This window comes from Acinetobacter sp. LipI_15 (assembly GCF_058242865.1).
This window is the reverse complement of record NZ_JBZAYN010000001.1, coordinates 2,521,255-2,541,476: the sequence shown is the minus strand read 5'-3', so window position 1 is coordinate 2,541,476 and position 20,222 is coordinate 2,521,255. Positions and strand designations below refer to the sequence as shown.

Here is a 20,222-nt window from a genome sequence, read left to right as displayed (position 1 = left end):
TAATTTAAAAATAATTTGAAGATATTCGGAATAAGAAAAACCGCCATGTCGGCGGTTTTTTTACTTGTTTGAGGTTACTCTTGGCGAATCCAAGTTTGGCTACGACCAAGTGCAGAAACACCCATATAACCCCGTAAAGTTAGGCGTTTCCCACTGGCATTTAAACGGATTTTTGTGTCGTAAACTTTGCCTGAAAGAGGGTCAATAATACGGCCTTTCTCGTAGTTATTAGTGCCTTCAATATGTTTTAAACCTGTTAAGATATCAAGGCCTAAGATTGGCTTGTTTTTGTAGGGTGCAGGGCAGTTTACGCAGGTGTCGCGTGGTGTATAGCCCGGACGCGGCGTCACTTTGATGATTTTACCCACGAATGTGCCATTACTTTCTTTACGGATTTCAATAATGGCTTTTTGTGAACCTGTTTTATCATCAATTTGTTGCCAAGTCCCTGAAAGGTCTTGAGCAAAAGCTGAACCACTCATTACAGCAGCTAAGAATAAGAGGCTCACTTTTAATTTTTTCATCAGATATTCCCTGTAGGTGGTTCACCTATGTCAAATCAATTTACTGAATAAATTTAAAATTTATTCAGCGCGAATCCATGTCTGTGTACGACCAATCGCGGAAATCCCCAGATATCCACGTAAATGTAAGCGCTTACCATTGGCAGAAATTTTGCCTTTTAAGCTGTAAATTTTGCCTGCCAAAGGATCAATAATTTTCCCTTGAGAGTAGGTATTTTCCCTTTCAAGTTTCAGCCCCTTAAATACATCCATCCCTAAAATAGGCTGGTTGGTATAAGGTGCAGGGCAATTCACACATTTTTCCTTTGGTGTATAACCCGGACGTGGCGTCACTTTGACAATTTTGCCGGTATAGGTGTCTTTGGCATCTTTTCGAATTTCGATCAGTGCTTTAGGCGAACCGGTTTTATCGTCAATTTGTTGCCAAGTCCCTGTAAGATCTTGAGCATAAAGTGCAGAGCTTGTGACTACGGCACCGAATAATGCAGCCCATTTCAAACTTTTTTCGATCATATTAATAATCCTTTATCAATACACTTTGTGAGGGTTTATTGATCATACTAGGTAATATTTGAACTTAGAGCAACTACTCTAAGCATAAATATTTACATTTTATTCGGGAAAGTTGACATGTTGCACAAAAGTGACTTTACCAAAAATGTAACATCCACAGCACATCGTTCAATGTGTTGTGGCGTACCCTTGAATTTATATTAAGTTTATTTTTTATACAAAACAATCATTTAAAAGTGATTGCTCAGTCACATATTTTGTAGATAGAGTATGAAAGTTGGCAACCAGATTGCTGTGAATACTGCATTTACCGCCATGCCAAATGCCGCATAGCGCCCAGCAATGCTGCCGCGCTGCCAAGCTTGAGCTGTGCCAATCGCATGTGCAGCAAGTCCTAAGGCGAGTCCTGATGCACGTTCATCATGAATATTTTTAAGTATGATGGGTGAAAATGCTGCACCAATCACCCCTGATAAAATCACAATCAAAATCACCAAAGGAATCGGGGAATGCAACAGCGTGGCAATGTTGATGGCAATAGGGGTGGTCACTGCCCGTGTAGCAAAAGCCATAATGGTTGGATCTGACAAATGCAGCAAATAAGCCAGCCCCATAGGGAGGGCAACGGCACTGATACTGGCAAAGACTAAAATCCCGCCCACGGCTTTTAATGGTAAGTCATCGTAACGCATCGCTGCTAAAGGAATGGCTAGAGCCACCGTGACATAGCCGAGTAAGTTATTGAATAGTGGATTCACCTGCGCCATATAACTTTCATAGGAAATGCCAAACAGATAGAGCATACCAATGACGAAAAACATCCCAATCACAATCACGGGGATTTGCGGTAATTTTTTATTAATGGGTTTTGCGACAAGATAGGCGATCAGGGTAATGATGAATCCAGAGATGATTGAAAGCATGTTGATTCTCCTTATAGCCATTTCTTTGACATTTTTGCGTAGACCCACAGCGGTATGAGGGTACTGACAAAGAGAACAATCAAAAACATTGGAATTTCATCGCCTAAATGCATCATCATCAGCAATGAGCCTGCACTAATGGGTAAGAAGGCAAAGGCGCTTTCTTTCATGATTTTATTATTGGTATCGACCAAACTGGCCGGAATTTTGTTGAATTTTCTCCAAAATGAAAGCACGATCAGTAAGCTAATCAGTCCGACGAGATTGCCTAATTCGGGGTGATTGAATTGCTTCATGACCCAGACCGCGCCTTCACGGAAAAGAATAATTAATGCAATAGTGCCTATCCAGGCTTTCCAGTCGATGCGCTTGATCCAGTCCATTTTTGTCTTTCGTTAAAATTATACAAATCAAGTTTTAACCGATTTAATCTTTAATTTCAAATTCTTCAAGAGGATGTTGGAATTGTTGCGCACGTGTTCCCAAAATTTCATCAATGGGTAAATGCGCCTGTTTAATCAGTTGTTCTAACTTATGTGGGGCAATGATGACATGCAAAATTAAGTTGCCTTGTTCATCATAACTTTCATTTTGGATCACATTGAGCGCATAAAGTTGTGTTCTTAATTTACCATAAGCCGGTTTTAGATGGACTTCAAAGCTTTGAATTTGACCCATTAAGCATTCTTGAACCGCTTGGCGTAATAAGGGTAGACCTTTACCACTATGCGCTGAGACATAAACACGTTCCGGCTGATGAGGCTTGCCATAGATGATTTTAGGATCTTCACCACTGACATCAATTTTGTTATAAACGCGCAGAATCGGAACATCGACACCAATTTCTTTCAGTACTTTTTCGACAGCCTCGATTTGTTCCATCATGTCTGGACTGCTGGAGTCAATGACATGTAACAATAAGGTCGCCTCCAAGGTTTCTTCTAAGGTGGCTTTAAAGGACTCGACCAATGAGTGCGACAAATTACGCACAAAACCTACAGTATCTGCGAGCACTAAGTTGCCGATGCCATCCCAATGTAGACGGCGTAAGGTTGGATCAAGTGTCGCAAACAGTTGGTCAGCTGCATAGACATCGCTTTTCGCTAAATTATTAAATAAGGTCGATTTACCCGCATTGGTATAACCCACCAATGACACGGTTGGAACAGCAGCTTTTTGACGTGCCACACGACCTTGCATACGTGTTTGGCGGACTTTCTCAAGTTTCGCTTTGAGTTGTCCCATACGCAGCTTGAGTAGACGTCGGTCGGTTTCCAGTAGCGTTTCACCCGGTCCACGTAAGCCAATCCCACCTTTTTGGCTATCGAGATCGCCACGACTACGAATCAGTCGTGAAGCCATATGTTGTAATTGGGCCAATTCAACTTGCAATTTACCTTCATAGGTACGTGCGCGTTGGGCAAAAATATCTAAAATTAATTCTGTACGATCGACCACACGACAACGCATGATGCGTTCAAGATTACGTGCTTGGGCAGGGGTGAGAGCATGGTCAAAGATGACCAATTCGGCTTCATATTCTGCGACTACTTCTGCAATTTCTTCAGCTTTCCCTGAGCCGATAAATAATTTGGCATCAGGCTTAATACGCTGAGCATGCACATGTTGCAGAATATTGGCACCTGCAGATTGAGCAAGTAAGTGGAATTCTTCGGCATCAAGGTCTGCAAGCATTTGTACTGCCACACTGACTAAAATTACGCGTTCACCGCTCGCTTGATGTTGATTTAAATTTTCCACTCAGCACACACTCCTGTTTAAAGATTCATTTTAGGCGAAAATGCAGTGCGAGGGTTAATCTAAGTGAGGGATTAATGGCTAAGTTCTGTATGTAGTGCTATTCAATTAGAGAAAGCTTCGAAAGCTCAGCGCCAATAAGAAAAGCACACTCACATATATCAATGAAAAACAAGCAATGGCTTTTAACGCTTGCCATGAAGAAATAGGGGGATTGTCCGAATGTGAGTGATTCATAATACATAACCTTTAAAACCGATATAAAAATAATATTTGATTTTTAAAAACGATTAAAATAGGAAAATATTATCTTCGACTTCGGTTTTTATGATCAATGCAAAAAAACTGTCTTCGGTATATGATGATGAAAATTTACGCCAAATTGTGGCACCGTGTCCTTTTAGTGAACCGTTTATGAATCAACCTCAAATCGTCAATACACCGCAAATTAATGTGTTTTCAAAATTTTATTTGTATTGTAAAAAAGTCGGTGCAGCAGCTGTTGCCGTGACGCAGGGTTTTTATTTGGTTTATCGTCATCAATTGTATAAAGACCCGAATAACCCGCAAAATACTCGCTATGTGCAGTATTTTTGTCGCAAGTTATGCAAAGTATTCAACCTTGAAGTCAAAGTGCATGGCGAAATTCCACGTCAACCAGCCCTTTGGGTAAGTAATCATATTTCATGGTTAGATGTGGCAGTTTTGGGTTCTGGCGCACGTGTTTTCTTTTTGGCAAAAGCTGAAATTGAAAAATGGCCAGTGCTGGGTAATTTGGCGAAAGGCGGTGGCACCTTATTTATTAAGCGTGGCTCTGGCGACTCGATTAAAATTAAAGAACAAATTACAGGCTTCTTAAAACAAGATACGCCGGTACTCTTTTTCCCAGAAGCCACCACTTCAGATGGCAGCAAAATTAAAAAAATTCATGGTCGTATTTTAGGTGCGGCGATTGAAGCCGAACGTCCAGTCCAAATTTGCTTAATTTGCTATGTGAATCAGGACGGTGAACTCGATAATATTGCACCCTACGTCGGAGACATTAGCTTTGATCGACATGTCAAAAATGTCTTAGAAATGCCGAATGTCACTGCGCATCTGATGACATTGCCCGCAATTGATTCGGCAGGTCATACTGTTGAAAGCTTGACGCAAGAAGTGCAGCAAAAAATGAATCAGGGATTAGCAGAGCTTCAAGCCAAAGTTCTTAAAGCGCCAGTTCCAGTTGAAGCTAAATAATTTAATGATACAGGCTGCAAGGGGGATGCCTTTGCAGCACGATGCTTACATAAAGCCTTCGAGCGGCAACCAAGAGATAAATTTCACCCCTGCTTTTTGCCACCACTTGATTTTCGGTTCACGTGGATAAATACGCGTTTGACCATTTGATAGCTTAATTTTCCAATTGATTTGCTGGTCTGCATTGAGCACCAACTTATAGGCATATTTACTCAAATTTTCATCCATGGTGTAGTGGACGGCTTTGGCTAAACGTGGGCTATTCAGTAATACCCCAATTTCAGTATTTAAATATGCTGAGCGAGGGTCAAAGTTAAATGAACCAATAAAAACTTGTTTTTCATCAATTGCCATCAGTTTGGCATGCAGACTCGAACGGCTTAAACCTTTTAGACTAACTTTAGCTTTTTCCGCCAACTCTTTTGTATTGGTGTTGAGGTTTTCTGCATCAGGTCTAGACAGAAACTCATAGAGTTGAACGTCATGCTCCAAGAGATCTTGACGATATTTACTATAAAAAGCATGAACCAATGGCACGTCATTGGCCTGGAATGAGTTGGTCAAAACTCTGACTTTCACGCCATCAGCACTGAGGTTTTTCAGGCGTTCCGCCCCTTTTTTTTCGGGGACAAAGTAGGCTGAAACGATATCGACACTTTGTTCCGGTTTATCTAAACGGTTGAGGAGCTGAAAGTTGAGGTGCTCTTCTTTTTTGGCTTTAGATTTGATTTTGCTCGGGGAATCTTTGACCACTTCGGCTTTGACCCAGTCAAATTGGATTTTATTGTTGAGCCAGTCATCAAAGGCATGTGAACGGTTAGCTAAGTCCAAATAATTGACCACAGTGGCTTCTTGGTTATAGTCATCGAGTTGTTGTTTGAGACTGTCAAAGCGCAAACTATAGTGGCGTGGATTGACCAATTGACGTACTGGAAAGGCATAATCATCATTCCAATATTCGTCAAAAGAATGGATGATTTCATCGGATGCCGCACCGACCAACATGACGTCGACATCGGAAAATTGATAATTATCACTGACGTTATAGTATTGGTTACTCATATTGCGACCACCAATCAATGCGATTTGATTGTCTGCAATAAAGCTTTTGTTGTGCATACGACGGTTGATGCGTTTTAGATCCAACACCATATCGACAGGGCGGAAATGTCGGAAGCGGTACGGGTTATACAGTTTGACATCAATATTAGTATGTTGGTCGAGTGCCATATAAATGCCTTCCATTTTTTTTGCATTATTGTCATCGACCAATAAACGAATTTTCACCCCACGATCTGCAGCTTTGATCATGGCATGTAGGGCCAAAGCACCAATTTTGTCGTTATCCCAAATATAGTATTGTAGATCTAAACTTTTTTCGGCCTTATTGATTAGCTCGATTCGAGCCGCTAAGGCTTCTAATGGGTCATACAGAACGTGGTAACCGGTTAAGTTTGGATTTTGTTCCCGTAGCGGCAGCACAATTTTCGCAAGGCTAGTATCGTCAGTGGGAGTATTAAAGGCATATTCCACAGGTTGAGTTTGCTGTTTAGGCAAGGTACTACATGCAGATAAAGTCAAAACAAGGCTACAACTCAGCAAAACCGCCTTAGTGTGGTTGTGTATGAAGGGCAAATTTTGCTGTTTCGGTGTAGCTGAGTTCATACTGTTAGACATACTAAAAAATTTGATTTGAGTATAAGTGTCAGCTGTGAAAAGATAAATATAGTGACCGAGTTTTCTCGTTAGGCAAATTGTAGAGCAAATGTATGTGGGAATTAGATTCCGTAGTGATGTATTTTTATATCGGGTTGGCTGTGCTAGGTGTTTGGGCAATTTCCCAAGCTTGGTTAAGTCAGTCGCGCACGGAAACGATTCATCCGTTTAAAGCCTTCGTACATTTGTTGGCATTTTATCTCTCGTATTTACTTATCCCTTTATTCTTCTTTAGCTTTTATGCAGGCTGGAGTGGCTATTATTCACTACATGAAGCGATTTTTGTCGGCGCTGTTACAGGGCTTTTATGCTATGCCCGGTTTATCGAGCCGCACATGATTCAGGTGAAAAAATGTCAATATCAATTGCATGAAACACGACAATTATTAAAGCCAGTTCGCATTGCTTTAATTGGTGATTTACACATTGGTTTATTTTCGGGCCATGAACGTCAGTTAAAAATGATCGTCGATAAAATCAATGCACAAAATCCTGATTTGGTCGTGGTTGCAGGGGATTGGACTTATGAGCCAGAAAATAAGTTAGCTGAAGAACTGGCCGTACTAAAAAAAATTATTGCTCCGATTTATTCGGTGAATGGTAATCATGATGAGCAATATCCCGGTCCGCCTATTCAAGCGCTGTTAAAACATGCATTAGAAAGTAACCATGTGGTGGATATCGAAGGGCAGGTGGTTGAGTTTAATGAGTTTCGTTTATTAGGTGTTGGGGACTTATGGGCTGGTAAAGCCGATATGCGCTATTTGCCAGAATTGCCACAAGATAAACCTTGGATCATTTTGTCGCATAATCCTGATACCGTAGATATGGTACCTAAACTTCCCGGACGACCATTGATGTTGTCGGGTCATACCCATGGCGGGCAGGTACAACTGCCTTGGTTGACCGATTATGTAATGAAAAAAGTGTCGATTTTAGGCCATAAAAAAGGGCTATATCAGCATGACAATGCAGATGTCTTTGTCACTGTTGGTACGGGCATGGTTGGGGTGCCTTTCCGTTTTCTTGTGCCACCGACCATTGATATTATCGAGTTGGTTTAATCAAAAACTACCGTTCATTATCGCTAAACGGTTTGGTGAATGTTCTTCTTGATGTAGAGCTACAGGCCTTGTTTGGTTAATAAAATTGAATCGTGCCATTCATTTGCTGTTTGAAATTAAGTGAATGACCGTGTCTTGGAACAGATGATGTGTATTGCTACTCAGTGGGATCTAAGCTGCATTCATGACTTATATCAAAATGATGTCAACAAGAGAGTAGCTAATCAGGTCATTGACTCAATTTGAGACATAAAAAAGCCAGCAATAGGTGCTGGCTTTTTTATTATGTGCAGATTAAACCTGATTATTCACATCATCATTTTTAGTTTCGCGAATCATTAAGAACGCGATCAATGAAAGGATTGATGCTGCAGTGAGATAGTAACCTACTGCATATAAACCATAGCCAGTTGCAAGTTTAGTTGCGATCAGTGGCGCGAAAGATGCACCAAAAATACCAGCCATGTTAAAGGTTAAAGCTGAACCTGTGTAACGTACAGACGTTGGGAAGATTTCAGACAATACCGTACCAATTGGACCATAGGTTAAACCCATGATCGCAAGACCGATACATAGGAATAAGAACACCATCGCAGTACTGCCAGACTCAAGCATGCTTGAGAAGACTAAGCCAAACAATGCAGATACAACACATACCGCAATCGAAGTCGTTTTACGACCAAATTTTTCAGCAAATACAGCAGAAAGTGGAATGAAGGCAGCGAAACAAAGTGTGGCAACCAGTTGAAGTTTTAAAAATTCTTCACGTGTGTAACCAAGCTGGGTTGTACCCCATTGTAAAGCGAATACTGTGGTTAAGTAGAACACAACGAATGTACAAATCGCAGCAATCGTACCGAGAATTAACATCCCCCAGTGCTTAGTGATCACTTCTTTGAACGGAATATTTACTTCTTTTTGCTTATCCAAAACTTTTTGGAACGCTGGTGTTTCATGTAATTTTAAACGAATCCACAGACCGACAATAACCAATAGCGCACTTGCAATGAATGGAATACGCCAACCCCATTGCATAAACTCAGCTTCAGACATGAAGTGACCTAAGGTCAAGAATGAGCCTGTTGCAAGAATAAAGCCGATTGGCGCGCCCAATTGAGGGAACATACCATACCAAGCACGTTTGCCTTCTGGCGCATTTTCAGTTGCAAGCAGCACGGCACCTGACCATTCACCACCTAAACCAAGACCTTGACCTAAGCGACAAAGTGCAAGCATGAGCGGAGCAGCGATACCAATTTGAGCATAGGTTGGAAGCAAGCCGATACATACTGTAGAAATCCCCATGGTGAGGAGAGCGGCAACTAATGTGGCTTTACGACCGATACGGTCACCTAAATGGCCAAAGAATGTTGCACCAATCGGGCGAGCAATAAAGGCAATCGCAAACGTTGCTAAAGATTGAATTGTTGCGGTTGTTGGATCTGTACTTGCAGGGAAGAACAGATGCGGGAAGATAATTACAGCCGCAGTTGCATAGATGTAGAAATCGAAGAACTCGATTGTGGTACCTACAAGACTTGCTGTAAGTACGCGGAATTTTGAATTTGTTGGTTGCTGTTCAGTGGCAGCAGCACTTGAAGACGCCATGGTGGACCTTACACTTACTAAAAATAATTGAACTTAGTTTTAAAAGCGTAATCTTTTTAAAAAAGGCGTAATTTCTTAAAAAAATACGAAATACCAACTTACGGACTGCGGAATTAGGGTCACTAAAGAATGCAGTGTCAGTGGGTTATATCACGTAGAGATAAATCGACAGGAAATGTGATCCTGCACCTATCAATACAAAAATATGCCAGATAGCGTGTGTATATCTTACCTTTTTTAAGGCATAAAACAATGCACCGATTGTATAAGATAGCCCGCCAATGATCAGGTAGGTTAAAGCTTGATCAGATAAAAAGCGTTGCATATCATCCATTACCAGTACTGCAAGCCATCCCATCACCAAATAGGCAATCAACGAAATCTTTTGAAAACGATGAATGAATATTAATTTGAATAGTGTTCCAATTGCGGCAATGACCCACAGTGCAATGAGTAAATAATGCGCTTTTGCAGTAGGCAGTGCGATTGCCAGAAACGGGGTGTAAGTACCTGCAATCAAATAATAGATTGCGGTATGGTCGAGCTTTTTGTACCAACCACGGCGCTCAGGAGATTCTGCGAAGTGATATAGACTCGAAGCCGAAAATAATAACAGCATGCTGAATGCATACACCCAAAGTGCAAGCCATTGTCCAGTTGGAAGGTATGCACCTTTTAATATCAGTAGGATACCTGCGATGGCAGACAACGCTGCACCGAAAGCATGGGTATAGAAATTCAGTCTTTCTTCAGCTGGGTCATAAGCTAAAAGGTGGGGAGCATTCATAACGTATCTTTTATAATAATTTAAATATACAAGTGTATAATAATTCAATTTTGCTTTTGGTGTAAGAAGATTTAAAATTGTTTTGCAAATTTATCTAGGTTTATATTATGTCATCATTGGCTTCTTCCTCTACGCAAGAGCAGCAATTTTTAGCAGCCTTTCAGCAAGCCATTGAAACACAGCGTTTTGATCGCATGATCTTGAGTCAGTATAAAGGTGAATTAGACCAATTAGAAAAAATGACCTTACGAGTCATTTCGCTGCAAGGTGAGTCATTTCTTAGCTGTTTATATCGTTATAAAACCCAAGACATCACCAAAAATTATCCAATTGCATCTGCGTATCAACAAGTCGAAAGTTTATTAAGCTGTTGTAAGCAAGCCAACCTGATGACCTTGGATGAAGAAATTCAGCTCAAAAAAAATAAAAAGAAAGTGATGCTAAGCATTAGCAAAAAGCAGCCTGCTTTTGGGAAAAATCCTACGGAGCAGCAAGGGCATGATCGAGCAAAACATCGCTATGTCGATCAAAACAGTTATTTCTTACAGCCACTCGGTATTACGGATGCAAAAGCACAAATTATTCCGAGCATGGCACGTAAATGGAAACAAATTAATAAATTTGTAGAAATTTTTTCAGGTGCTTTAAGCCAGATCAAAGAAACCGATCAATCTCTGCATGTTGTAGATTTTGGTTCAGGTAAAGGCTATCTGACTTTTGCATTATATGATTATTTAGCAAAACACCAGCAAGTGCCTAAAGTGACAGGGGTTGAGCTAAATCCGAAAATGGTGGAATTTTGCCAAAGCGTTGCGCAGCAGTCGAATTTCAGCCAACTGGATTTTTTCCAAGGCGATGTTCGTACCTATGCGCCTGAGCGTTTAGATGTCATGATTGCGCTGCACGCCTGTGATGTGGCAACGGACTTTGCGATTCATACCGGCATTCGATTAAATGCGCAAATGATCATGTGTGCGCCGTGTTGTCATAAAGAACTGCGTCCGCAATTGAAAGCGCCACAAGTACTTGCACCGATGTTGCAATTTGGCATTCATGCAGGTCAGCAAGCAGAAATGCTCACCGACACGATTCGTGCACTTTTATTGAAAGCATATGGTTATGAAACCAAAGTTTTCGAATTTGTGGCGCTTGAGCATACCAGTAAAAATAAAATGATCTTGGCAACCAAACGTGCAGACTATGTCGAACCTGATCAAGCGGTATTGGCACAGATTCAAGCTTTAAAACAGATGTATGGCATTCAAAAGCATTCGTTAGAATTATTGTTGAATGATCAATGGGACCAACAAGATATTGGCTGTAAATGCTAAAGGATGACGGGATGCCGCAGTTAAATATTCAATTTGGTCTGTGGGAGCAACTGGCATCTGCAGCTCGGCCGATACGTGAACAGGTCTTTATTTTAGAACAGCAGATTTCGCCCGAAGATGAATGGGATGCAGAAGATGCGATTTCACTGCATTTTATTGTTCATGATGGGATGAAAGCCGTTGCAACTGCTCGTTTGTTGAAAAATAACAGTATAGGTCGTGTTGCTGTTTTAAAGGCCTATCGCAGTCAGGGTATTGGTAAAATCTTGATGCAAGCTATCATCGAACAAGCGAAATTAGAGCAACGTGAATATTTAAAACTATCTTCACAAGTGCATGCCATACCGTTTTATGCAGCTTTAGGTTTTGTTGTTGAAGGTGATGAATATTTAGATTGTGGTATTCCGCATCAAGATATGTATATGGCTTTGGCTTAAATACTTAAAATTGGACAGCTATAAATAAAAAAACGCTTAAAATTTTAAGCGTTTTTTTGCATAGATTGGGTCAAAGCTTAGTGGCCATGATCATTCGATGCAGTAGGTTCAGGGCTCATGTCATCCATATGTGCATGTTGTTCTTCAGTCATATGCATATCTGCTGCAGTCGGCGCAGAAGCTTCACGAGCTGCTTGATCAGCTTGCGCCTTTTTCAACGCTTCTTCTGACATCACAGGGGCATTTTTAAATGCATGCTGTTGAGTATTGTCTTTTTTCTGTTGGCTCGGCATATAGTCTGGTTCATTGGTCACAGCAAGCCAGAAAATACCCATGAATAGCGCACCTAAAATACAGAAGATAATCAGTGCTTTCCAGCCCCACGGTGATTTTTCAGGAGAAGTATGATCAGTCATAACAAGCTACTCAATCGGATAAAAAGAAATCAAAAAACTTGTTACTTTATAACATAAAACTGATGAGAGTTCGCGTAAATTCTAGGCTTGTTTGCAAACACGCGACTGAGAAGGAAAATAAAAAGGAGCCGAAGCTCCTTTTGATGTGATTGAACAGCAAAATTTGCATGCTCAAAATGAATAATTAAATCTGCTCAGCTTTCGCCACTTTGTCTTTCAGCAATTGCGGTGCTTTGAAGCGTTCGCCATATTTTGCTTCTAGTGTATTGGCACGTAATAGCGCTTTTTCCAAACCATATTGATTTAAAAATTGAAGTGCACCACCTGTCCAAGGGGCAAAACCAATCCCGAAGATTGATCCGACATTGCCATCAACAGTCGATTCCAAAACACCTTCTTCTAGGCAGCGTAAGGTATCGAGTGACTGTACAAACAGGAAGCGGTCAATCATTTCCTGTTCAGAAATAGCATTATCTTTCTGCCATTTGCTCAAGCCATCCCAAAGGTGCTTTTTACCGCCTTCAGGGTATTCATAAAAACCTGCGCCGGCAGCTTTACCTTTACGTCCGAACTCATGAATCATGGTTTGAATAACGTCATCCGCACCTGAGCGAGGCAAGTCGTTGCCTTCAGCTTGTAGGGCTTTACGTGTCTCGGCCGCAACATGCTCAGAGAGTATTAAAGACACTTCATCTTGAATGGCCAATGGGCCCACAGGCATGCCAGCTTTCAGAGCTGCCATTTCAATGCGGGCAGGGTGTACGCCTTCAGCCAATAGACGTAAACCTTCTTGCACAAAGGTGCCAAAGACACGGCTGGTAAAGAAGCCGCGGCTGTCATTGACTACAATTGGCGTTTTGCCAATTTGCTGCACAAAGTCAAAGGCTTTGGCTAAGGTTTCAGCCGATGTGTTTTTGCCTTTAATGATTTCGACCAATTGCATTTTATCGACAGGACTAAAGAAATGTAGACCGATAAATTTAGCTTGATCTTGAGATGCATTGGCTAAGCCTGAAATTGGCAAGGTTGAAGTATTGGATGCCATTACGCCATTGGCTGCCAAGTAACTTTCTGCTTCTTGAGTCACTTTGGCTTTCAATTCGACATTTTCAAATACAGCTTCAATGATCAAGTCGCAGCCTTGTAAATCTGCCACATTTGCAGTGGCCTGAATCAGGCCTAAAACTTGATCTCGTTTTTCTGCACTTAAACGGCCTTGAGTTACTTTTTTATCCAGCAGTTTTTGGCTATAGGCTTTGCCTTTTTCAGCAGCTTCTACAGAGATATCTTTAAGTACAACTGCAATGCCTTTTGATGCTGTGGCATAAGCGATGCCTGCACCCATCATGCCTGCGCCTAAAATACCAACTTTGGTGGCTTGCCATTTCGCGACGTCTTTTGGACGACTTGCACCAGACTTAATAGCGTTGAGACCATGCCAGAAGGTGCCGATCATATTTTTAGAAATTTGACCGGTTGCAAGGTAAGTAAAGTAACGTGATTCAATCGTGAGCGCCGTATCAACATCGACCTGAGCGCCTTCAACAGCAGCCGACATAATGGCTTCAGGCGCAGGGTAACAGCCCTTGGTTTTGTCACGTAGCATAGCGGGGGCAATGGCGAGCATTTGCGCCACAGCAGGAGTCGATGGCGTACCGCCCGGAATTTTATAGCCTTTTACATCAAAGGGCTGCTGTGATTTTGGATTGGCTTTGACCCACGCAATGGCTTTGTCCATCAGGTCTTCAAGGCTATCTGCAGTGTCTTGAATCAGCCCCAATGATTTGGCTTTTTCGACACCAATTTGCTTGCCTTCCATTAAGAGTGGAAATGCATTTTGCAGACCCAATAAACGGACCATACGTACAATACCGCCACCGCCTGGCAGTAAGCCTAAAGTTACTTCAGGTAAGCCAAATTTTGCCTTAGCATCATTCAGTGCGATTCGATAATGACAGCCAAGAGCTAACTCCCAACCACCGCCAAGCGCCGTGCCATTTAAAGCTGCAACAACAGGAATGCCACGGGTTTCGATATAACGCAGTTTGGCTTTCATCTCTTCAATCATATTGAAGAATTCAGTTGCATGCTCAGGTGTAGCTTGAATCAGTTCGTCTAAGTCGCCGCCGGCAAAGAAGGTTTTTTTTGCGGAACGGAAAATAATCCCTGCAATATTTTCATCTGCTTGCAGTTTGTCTACCGTTTCAGCCAGTGCCGTACGGAAGTCTGCATTCATGGTGTTTGCGGATTGGTTTGGAGAATCTAAAGTTAAAATGACGATATTATCGGCATTTTTTTCAAATTGAATTGCGCTCATTTTTAGTCTCCTTATACCAACTCAATAATCGTTGCGATGCCCATACCACCACCCACGCAAAGTGTTGCTAAGCCGCGCTTTTTACCTTGGCGTTCCAGTTCATCCATCAGGGTTCCTAAAATCATGGCGCCTGTTGCACCCAGCGGATGTCCTAATGCAATCGCGCCGCCATTCACATTGACTTTGGCAGGGTCCACCTTGAGTTCGGTAATAAAACGCATTACAACTGCTGCAAAAGCTTCGTTCACTTCAAATAGGTCAATATCATCAATGGTTAAGCCAGCTTTAGCTAAGGCTTTACGTGCAGCAGGTGCAGGACCAGTCAGCATAATGGTGGGGTCTGCACCCACCAATGCAGTGGCAAGCACTTTGGCACGCGGTTTTAGGCCTTGTTCTTTGATCGCTTTTTCAGAGGCAAGCAATACTACGGCAGCACCATCAACGATGCCCGATGAGTTCCCTGCATGGTGTACATGGTTGACTGCGCCGACTTCAGGATATTTTTGCAAGGCAATGGCATCAAAGCCCATTTGCCCCATCATGGCAAAACTTGGGTTGAGCTTGCCTAAGCCTTCTGCTGTGGTCGTTGGTTTAATAAATTCATCTTTGGCTAAAACTGTCACGCCTGCTTTGTCTTTAACAGGAACGACAGATTGGTCAAAATAACCATTGGCTTGAGCTGCTGCGGCTTTTTGCTGAGAGTTGGCTGCAAAGGCATCCACATCTGCTCGGCTATAACCGTCAATGGTGGCAATTAAATCTGCCCCAATGCCTTGTGGTATAAAATCACAGGCCATATTGGTTTCAGGGTCAAGCGCCCAAGGACCGCCATCTGAGCCCATCGGCACACGAGACATCGACTCTACACCGCCAGCCACCACAAGGTCTTCCCAGCCAGAACGCACCTTTTGCGCTGCCATATTTACAGCTTCTAAACCTGATGCACAAAAACGGTTGATTTGAACGCCTGCCACATCATTATCCCAACCAGCTGCTATGGCTGCGGTTTTGGCAATGTCTGCGCCTTGGTCACCAATGGGGGTTACACAGCCCAGTACAATGTCGTCAACTGCAGCGGTGTCAAATTGATGTCGCTTTTGTAATTCGTTCAATAAACCGGTCAGTAGGCTAATCGGTTTAACGGCATGTAGTGAACCGTCTTTTTTTCCTTTACCGCGCGGTGTGCGAATGGCATCAATGATGTAAGCCTCGCTCATAATCCTGTCCCTATGATCTATAAATTTTTATTGGTTTTTTGAGTGTACGGATTAATCAACCTAGTGCAATGATGAGAACGGGCGAGTCGTTTGATATTTTTGGTCAACGCTTGCCGCTGAATAAGATAAAAATCAACCTGCATATTGAAAGCGAGGATCGGTTAAGATCAGTTGCTATCGATTCAGTACATATTGAAGATCTGCTTATGCATAAAAATGTGAAGCGAGTGTTGAAAGGTCTGGCTTGGCTAGTACTAGTAGGCTGCTTAGGTTTTGTATGCTTGATCGGTTTTTATATTTATATGATCTATGGCATTCATCCCTCAGATGAGGGGACGGGCGGTTTAGCCTGTGAGTATGATCGAAATGATCATGTGACCAAGGCAGAAATGTATCGGATACAGGATGGCCAACGCGTGATCACGCCCGTCGATCCATTGCTTTGTCAAAAACAACGTGCAGATTTTCCGAAATAAAAAAACCTGATCGAGATCAGGTTTTAGAGAATGCTATTTTTGAATATTGCTTAGTGATAACCATGTAATTGGCGATATAGGCCTGGTGTTACACCGGTCCACTTTTTAAATGCACGGTGGAAAGTACTGGTTTCACTAAAACCGACTTGCTGTGCAACATCTTCAAGCGTTAAGTCTGGATTAAGCAATAAGTGAATTGCAGCATCACGACGTAAGGCATCTTTCACACCTTGGTAGCTCTTACCTTCAGCGGCTAAACGACGACGTAGTGTTTGCGGCGATAGATACAGCATTGAAGCAACATCGTTCAAGGTTGGCATTTCTTCGCCAATTTGACTCTTCAGCACATCACGGATACGAGATGTTAATGAATTGGTATTTTTAAATTTAACCAATAACTGTGCAGGAGCCGCTTTTAAGAATTCTTCAAGCGTTTCTTCGTTTTGACGAATAGGTAAATCTAAATAATCCGCTGCAAATGTAATTTCAGTTCGTGGTGTATCAAACTGCATGACAGGTGCAAAAAACAAGGCATCATATTCGTCAGCATGTTCAGGACGTTCATAACCGAAGTGAACACGCTCTAAAGGCAGACGACGTTCAATCAACCAAGAAGCGAGACCATGCCAAATCATCAGCATACTTTCTGTAATGAAATGGTCTGGGTCCATAGATTTTGGAATTTGAGGAACTAAACGTGCTTCGTGCTTATCACGTTCTAGTGTCACTGACCATTCATCACCAAACAGTTTGTAGAACTGCGAAGACAATTCGAGTGCATCACCGAGGGTTTTTGCATGAATAATCAATTGGCACATAATGGCAAAAGTACCCAAGCGGCGCGGTTGAATATCAAAACCGACATGTTCGTCTTGAGTCACCATCCACAACATTTTAATAAAACGTGTGTATTGTTCAGGTGAAATACGGGCTTTGGGTTGGCGTAGAAGTTCAGCCTCAATGCCAACATGAGACAATAAAGTTTCGACATCCATGCCGAGACGTTTCACACCAGTTAAGGCTGCGTTGACGAAATGGATACTGATCGTATCACGACTCATGTTTAATCCTTCAGTCTCTTTAATGTTCACAAATGTTTGACCTAAATGACGCTAAAAAAAGAAATCATGGCAATTTACAACAGCGGTTTTGCCATTTTTACATGGTAAATTGCCGAAACTATCAAGGTAAATGGCTGAACATGACATTGTTTTAATCATTTTATATTTCTACCATGGATAAAAAATCTACACAATTAGAGAAAAATATCCATGGAAGCTGCTTTAAAAGGATTGAAAGTACTCGACTTTTCGACATTACTCCCAGGGCCATTTGCGACCTTGTATTTGGCTGACATGGGTGCGGAAGTTGTGCATATTGAGTCACCGACGCGTCCCGATCTGGTTCGTTTGATGCCACCTTATGCCAATGGGCAAGCCACAGCGCATAGTTATTTAAATCGCAATAAACAATCCATCGCATTAGATTTAAAAGATCCGAAAAGTATTGAATTGATCAAAGCCAAAATTTCAGATTTTGATATCGTGGTAGAACAATTTCGTCCAGGTGTCATGCAACGCTTGGGTTTGGATTATGCAGTTTTGGCCGAAATTAATCCGCGACTGATTTATTGCTCGATTACGGGTTATGGTCAAACCGGACATTACAAAGACCGTGCAGGGCATGACATCAATTACTTGGCTTTATCGGGCATTTCAGGTCATAGCGGACGCCAAGACAGTGGCCCGCCACCGATGGGGATTCAAATCGCCGATGTAGCAGGTGGATCAATGCATGCAATTACTGGCATCTTAGCTGCGGTGATTGAGCGTTACCGTAGCGGTTTAGGACAATATATTGATATTTCCATGACCGATTGTGCCGTCGCATTGAATAATATGGCTGCAGCTGGCGTATTGGCTGCCAATGCGGTAACCGCCGCAGAAACTGCACATCTGAATGGCGGAAGTTTCTATGACTATTATCGAACCCAAGATGGTCGTTATCTGTCTATAGGTGGTTTGGAGCCACAGTTTTTACATGGATTGGCGCAAATTCTAGATTTACCCGCTTTAGCGACGCAAGGCATGTCATTTGATCCACAAGATCAGACTGAAATTAAGCATGCAATTGCCCGAAAAATACTAACCAAAACATGGGCTGAGTGGAAAAAGATTTTTGCCTCTCAAGATGTGTGTGTGGAGCCAGTTTTAAGTTTGGATGAAGCTCTAAATTCACAATTGGCCCAAGAGCGGCATTGGTGTGTTGAAGTTCCGCTACAAGAAGGCGACACAATGACACAAACTCAACTGGCATGTCCGATTAAATTTTCTAGATCAGCATTGATTTATACCCATGTGGGTAAAACTTTAGGTGCGGATAATTGGTTATGAATGGTATAAAAAAAGGTGATAAGTTGAACAATAAAACCTTTAAAATCTCTTAATTAGATAAATATCAATGTAAATATTGGGTGTTGTTAACAAAAAAATAAATAAATTATACAAATGTGAGAGTATTATATGAGCTATTAACACAATTGGTGTATAGGTCTCCAAATGAAAATAGCTGTGAGTAAACTTGGATCTTTATATCTTAGCCTCGGAATAATGCTTGCGGGTTCAGCAACCCAAGCGGCAACTACTGCAGATGCTTTCAGTTCTGAAAGCCCATGGATGTTCGGTGATTGGAACGGTCAACGAACAGCGCTTCAACAGAAAGGTTACGATTTTAGTTTTAGTTATGGTGGCGAATTAGCCACTTTGTTAGATGCGAAGCATGCTTCAAGTCATGGCACTGAATATGCGGACCAATTCGCGATCGGGGCACATCTCGATTTAGAAAAAATTGCGGGTTGGAAAGATACCGAAGCACAAATCAATATCACTGAACGTAATGGTCGTTCATTGTCTCAAACTTCAGATGCATTAAATGGTCATTTAAGTGCAACACAAGAAGTGTGGGGTCGTGGTCAAACTTGGCGTTTGACTGATTTTTGGATCAAGAAAAAATTCTTAGACCAAAAATTAGATATTAAAGTCGGTCGTTTTGGTGAAGGTGAAGATTTCAACAGCTTTGACTGTGACTTTCAAAACTTAGCACTTTGTGGCTCACAAGTGGGTAACTGGGTCGGTGACCAATGGTACAACTGGCCAGTCAGCCAATGGGCTGTTCGCGTGAAATATAACATTCAGCCTGAACTCTACGCACAAGTTGGGGTTTATGAATACAACCCTGAAAATCTAAAACGTGGTAAAGGTTGGAACTTGAGTGCCGATGGTTCTAAAGGTGCGATTATTCCTGCTGAAGTGGTGTGGACGCCAAAAGTAGGGACACAAAAGCTTCCGGGTGAATACCGTGCAGGTTACTACTACAGTACCGCTGATGCCGATGTCATTGATAGCGCAGTACATGAAAAAGATCACCATCAAGGTGGTTGGATTGTGGCGAAACAACAACTGACAGTACATAAAGACGATACCTCACGTGGCTTAAGTGGTTTTGTGAATGTCACTGTGCATGACTCAGACACCAACAATGTGAGTGATATGCAAAACATTGGCTTGGTATACAAAGGCGCATTCGATGCACGTCCTCAAGATGAAATCGCGATTGGCTTAGGTCGTATCAGCATTAATGATGATGTGAATGACGCCAATATTGCCAATGATGCACGTGGTCTACAAAGTGAAGAGTATGACGCAGAAATTTACTACGGTATTCATGCGGCAAACTGGCTGACTATTCGTCCAAATATTCAATATATCCGTCACGTCGGTGCTTACAAAAATGGTGAGAATGCGTGGGTCGGCGGTATCAAATTTCAAACAGCATTTTAATTGATGTCCGATTAGGGTTCTTATAAAAGCAATTCGGTAATTCTGAGAAAAATTACG

Annotated in this window: 19 protein-coding genes; 7 read left to right on the top strand and 12 right to left on the bottom strand. The window is 41.9% G+C overall.

Features of this window, described 5'->3' with window-relative positions; genetic code table 11:
* Nucleotides 1-74 precede the first annotated feature (74 nt).
* The 5 genes from AC4CU0_RS11990 to hflX all read right to left on the bottom strand — a co-directional run bounded on the left by AC4CU0_RS11990 (nt 75) and on the right by hflX (nt 3,721).
* Nucleotides 75-524: a DUF2147 domain-containing protein gene (locus AC4CU0_RS11990; RefSeq protein WP_490743213.1), complete on the bottom strand. Its 450-nt coding sequence runs from the start codon at nt 522-524 to the stop codon at nt 75-77.
* 60 nt (nt 525-584) lie between these two features.
* Nucleotides 585-1,037, bottom strand: coding sequence for a DUF2147 domain-containing protein (locus AC4CU0_RS11985; protein ID WP_168379557.1), 453 nt, complete (start codon nt 1,035-1,037; stop codon nt 585-587).
* A 248-nt stretch (nt 1,038-1,285) separates the two neighbouring features.
* Nucleotides 1,286-1,960, bottom strand: a complete 675-nt coding sequence (locus tag AC4CU0_RS11980) for an LrgB family protein (RefSeq protein WP_078190106.1) — start codon at nt 1,958-1,960, stop codon at nt 1,286-1,288.
* Nucleotides 1,961-1,971: 11 nt separating this feature from the next.
* Nucleotides 1,972-2,343: a hypothetical protein gene (locus tag AC4CU0_RS11975; protein ID WP_180009205.1), complete on the bottom strand. Its 372-nt coding sequence runs from the start codon at nt 2,341-2,343 to the stop codon at nt 1,972-1,974.
* A 43-nt stretch (nt 2,344-2,386) separates the two neighbouring features.
* Nucleotides 2,387-3,721: a ribosome rescue GTPase HflX gene (gene hflX / locus AC4CU0_RS11970; RefSeq protein WP_490743212.1), complete on the bottom strand. Its 1,335-nt coding sequence runs from the start codon at nt 3,719-3,721 to the stop codon at nt 2,387-2,389.
* Between the two features lie 411 nt (nt 3,722-4,132).
* On the opposite strand from hflX, the gene AC4CU0_RS11965 reads away from it, so the two are divergent.
* Nucleotides 4,133-4,957 carry a lysophospholipid acyltransferase family protein gene (locus AC4CU0_RS11965; RefSeq protein ID WP_078190142.1) on the top strand — a complete coding sequence of 275 codons (825 nt, stop codon included), beginning with the start codon at nt 4,133-4,135 and terminating at the stop codon, nt 4,955-4,957.
* A 45-nt stretch (nt 4,958-5,002) separates the two neighbouring features.
* Here the strand turns inward: AC4CU0_RS11965 and AC4CU0_RS11960 are convergent, their stop codons facing one another.
* On the bottom strand, nt 5,003-6,622 hold the full coding sequence (locus AC4CU0_RS11960) for a phospholipase D family protein (protein WP_257222637.1): 1,620 nt from the start codon (nt 6,620-6,622) through the stop codon (nt 5,003-5,005).
* A 104-nt stretch (nt 6,623-6,726) separates the two neighbouring features.
* On the opposite strand from AC4CU0_RS11960, the gene AC4CU0_RS11955 reads away from it, so the two are divergent.
* The gene (locus AC4CU0_RS11955; RefSeq protein ID WP_180050311.1) at nt 6,727-7,737 is read left to right on the top strand and encodes a metallophosphoesterase; all 1,011 of its coding nucleotides are present in this window, start codon (nt 6,727-6,729) and stop codon (nt 7,735-7,737) included.
* A gap of 294 nt (nt 7,738-8,031) precedes the next feature.
* On the opposite strand, the gene AC4CU0_RS11950 is transcribed toward AC4CU0_RS11955, so the two are convergent.
* Nucleotides 8,032-9,345: an MFS transporter gene (locus AC4CU0_RS11950; protein WP_078194265.1), complete on the bottom strand. Its 1,314-nt coding sequence runs from the start codon at nt 9,343-9,345 to the stop codon at nt 8,032-8,034.
* A gap of 145 nt (nt 9,346-9,490) precedes the next feature.
* The gene (trhA, locus tag AC4CU0_RS11945; protein ID WP_490743211.1) at nt 9,491-10,132 is read right to left on the bottom strand and encodes a PAQR family membrane homeostasis protein TrhA; all 642 of its coding nucleotides are present in this window, start codon (nt 10,130-10,132) and stop codon (nt 9,491-9,493) included.
* Between the two features lie 107 nt (nt 10,133-10,239).
* On the opposite strand from trhA, the gene AC4CU0_RS11940 reads away from it, so the two are divergent.
* Nucleotides 10,240-11,463 (top strand): class I SAM-dependent methyltransferase, encoded by a 1,224-nt coding sequence (locus AC4CU0_RS11940; RefSeq protein ID WP_490743210.1) that lies wholly within the window; start codon nt 10,240-10,242, stop codon nt 11,461-11,463.
* Nucleotides 11,464-11,474: 11 nt separating this feature from the next.
* Nucleotides 11,475-11,900 carry a GNAT family N-acetyltransferase gene (locus AC4CU0_RS11935; RefSeq protein ID WP_490743209.1) on the top strand — a complete coding sequence of 142 codons (426 nt, stop codon included), beginning with the start codon at nt 11,475-11,477 and terminating at the stop codon, nt 11,898-11,900.
* Between the two features lie 77 nt (nt 11,901-11,977).
* On the opposite strand, the gene AC4CU0_RS11930 is transcribed toward AC4CU0_RS11935, so the two are convergent.
* From AC4CU0_RS11930 to AC4CU0_RS11920, 3 genes are all read right to left on the bottom strand, one after another.
* Nucleotides 11,978-12,316, bottom strand: a complete 339-nt coding sequence (locus AC4CU0_RS11930; protein WP_078190097.1) for a hypothetical protein — start codon at nt 12,314-12,316, stop codon at nt 11,978-11,980.
* 184 nt (nt 12,317-12,500) lie between these two features.
* Entirely contained in the window at nt 12,501-14,633 is a 2,133-nt protein-coding gene (locus AC4CU0_RS11925) for a 3-hydroxyacyl-CoA dehydrogenase NAD-binding domain-containing protein (RefSeq protein WP_490743208.1), read from the bottom strand.
* Between the two features lie 11 nt (nt 14,634-14,644).
* Complete coding sequence (locus AC4CU0_RS11920; protein ID WP_490743207.1) at nt 14,645-15,850, bottom strand: acetyl-CoA C-acetyltransferase; 1,206 nt, start codon at nt 15,848-15,850, stop codon at nt 14,645-14,647.
* A 68-nt stretch (nt 15,851-15,918) separates the two neighbouring features.
* Here AC4CU0_RS11920 and AC4CU0_RS11915 point away from each other — a divergent pair, with 68 nt between their 5' ends.
* Nucleotides 15,919-16,326: a hypothetical protein gene (locus AC4CU0_RS11915; RefSeq protein WP_490747085.1), complete on the top strand. Its 408-nt coding sequence runs from the start codon at nt 15,919-15,921 to the stop codon at nt 16,324-16,326.
* Nucleotides 16,327-16,376: 50 nt separating this feature from the next.
* Here AC4CU0_RS11915 and AC4CU0_RS11910 read toward each other — a convergent pair whose 3' ends face one another.
* Nucleotides 16,377-17,387: an AraC family transcriptional regulator gene (locus AC4CU0_RS11910; RefSeq protein WP_078190094.1), complete on the bottom strand. Its 1,011-nt coding sequence runs from the start codon at nt 17,385-17,387 to the stop codon at nt 16,377-16,379.
* Between the two features lie 210 nt (nt 17,388-17,597).
* Here AC4CU0_RS11910 and AC4CU0_RS11905 point away from each other — a divergent pair, with 210 nt between their 5' ends.
* Both AC4CU0_RS11905 and AC4CU0_RS11900 read left to right on the top strand, forming a co-directional pair.
* Nucleotides 17,598-18,719, top strand: a complete 1,122-nt coding sequence (locus tag AC4CU0_RS11905; protein ID WP_111885009.1) for a CaiB/BaiF CoA transferase family protein — start codon at nt 17,598-17,600, stop codon at nt 18,717-18,719.
* A 216-nt stretch (nt 18,720-18,935) separates the two neighbouring features.
* Entirely contained in the window at nt 18,936-20,165 is a 1,230-nt protein-coding gene (locus AC4CU0_RS11900; protein ID WP_490743502.1) for a carbohydrate porin, read from the top strand.
* Nucleotides 20,166-20,222 lie beyond the last annotated feature (57 nt).

What these genes read in the sequence shown, in the direction of transcription:
- AC4CU0_RS11925 (WP_490743208.1), bottom strand. Translation starts at nt 14,633, where the DNA reads ATGAGCGCAATTCAATTTGAAAAAAATGCCGATAATATCGTCATTTTA.
- AC4CU0_RS11980 (WP_078190106.1), bottom strand. Translation starts at nt 1,960, where the DNA reads ATGCTTTCAATCATCTCTGGATTCATCATTACCCTGATCGCCTATCTT.
- AC4CU0_RS11960 (WP_257222637.1), bottom strand. Translation starts at nt 6,622, where the DNA reads ATGAACTCAGCTACACCGAAACAGCAAAATTTGCCCTTCATACACAAC.
- AC4CU0_RS11940 (WP_490743210.1), top strand. Translation starts at nt 10,240, where the DNA reads ATGTCATCATTGGCTTCTTCCTCTACGCAAGAGCAGCAATTTTTAGCA.
- AC4CU0_RS11930 (WP_078190097.1), bottom strand. Translation starts at nt 12,316, where the DNA reads ATGACTGATCATACTTCTCCTGAAAAATCACCGTGGGGCTGGAAAGCA.
- AC4CU0_RS11905 (WP_111885009.1), top strand. Translation starts at nt 17,598, where the DNA reads ATGGAAGCTGCTTTAAAAGGATTGAAAGTACTCGACTTTTCGACATTA.
- AC4CU0_RS11920 (WP_490743207.1), bottom strand. Translation starts at nt 15,850, where the DNA reads ATGAGCGAGGCTTACATCATTGATGCCATTCGCACACCGCGCGGTAAA.
- AC4CU0_RS11900 (WP_490743502.1), top strand. Translation starts at nt 18,936, where the DNA reads ATGCTTGCGGGTTCAGCAACCCAAGCGGCAACTACTGCAGATGCTTTC.
- AC4CU0_RS11990 (WP_490743213.1), bottom strand. Translation starts at nt 524, where the DNA reads ATGAAAAAATTAAAAGTGAGCCTCTTATTCTTAGCTGCTGTAATGAGT.
- AC4CU0_RS11910 (WP_078190094.1), bottom strand. Translation starts at nt 17,387, where the DNA reads ATGAGTCGTGATACGATCAGTATCCATTTCGTCAACGCAGCCTTAACT.
- AC4CU0_RS11985 (WP_168379557.1), bottom strand. Translation starts at nt 1,037, where the DNA reads ATGATCGAAAAAAGTTTGAAATGGGCTGCATTATTCGGTGCCGTAGTC.
- AC4CU0_RS11965 (WP_078190142.1), top strand. Translation starts at nt 4,133, where the DNA reads ATGAATCAACCTCAAATCGTCAATACACCGCAAATTAATGTGTTTTCA.
- AC4CU0_RS11915 (WP_490747085.1), top strand. Translation starts at nt 15,919, where the DNA reads ATGATGAGAACGGGCGAGTCGTTTGATATTTTTGGTCAACGCTTGCCG.
- trhA (WP_490743211.1), bottom strand. Translation starts at nt 10,132, where the DNA reads ATGAATGCTCCCCACCTTTTAGCTTATGACCCAGCTGAAGAAAGACTG.
- AC4CU0_RS11975 (WP_180009205.1), bottom strand. Translation starts at nt 2,343, where the DNA reads ATGGACTGGATCAAGCGCATCGACTGGAAAGCCTGGATAGGCACTATT.
- AC4CU0_RS11950 (WP_078194265.1), bottom strand. Translation starts at nt 9,345, where the DNA reads ATGGCGTCTTCAAGTGCTGCTGCCACTGAACAGCAACCAACAAATTCA.
- AC4CU0_RS11955 (WP_180050311.1), top strand. Translation starts at nt 6,727, where the DNA reads ATGTGGGAATTAGATTCCGTAGTGATGTATTTTTATATCGGGTTGGCT.
- AC4CU0_RS11935 (WP_490743209.1), top strand. Translation starts at nt 11,475, where the DNA reads ATGCCGCAGTTAAATATTCAATTTGGTCTGTGGGAGCAACTGGCATCT.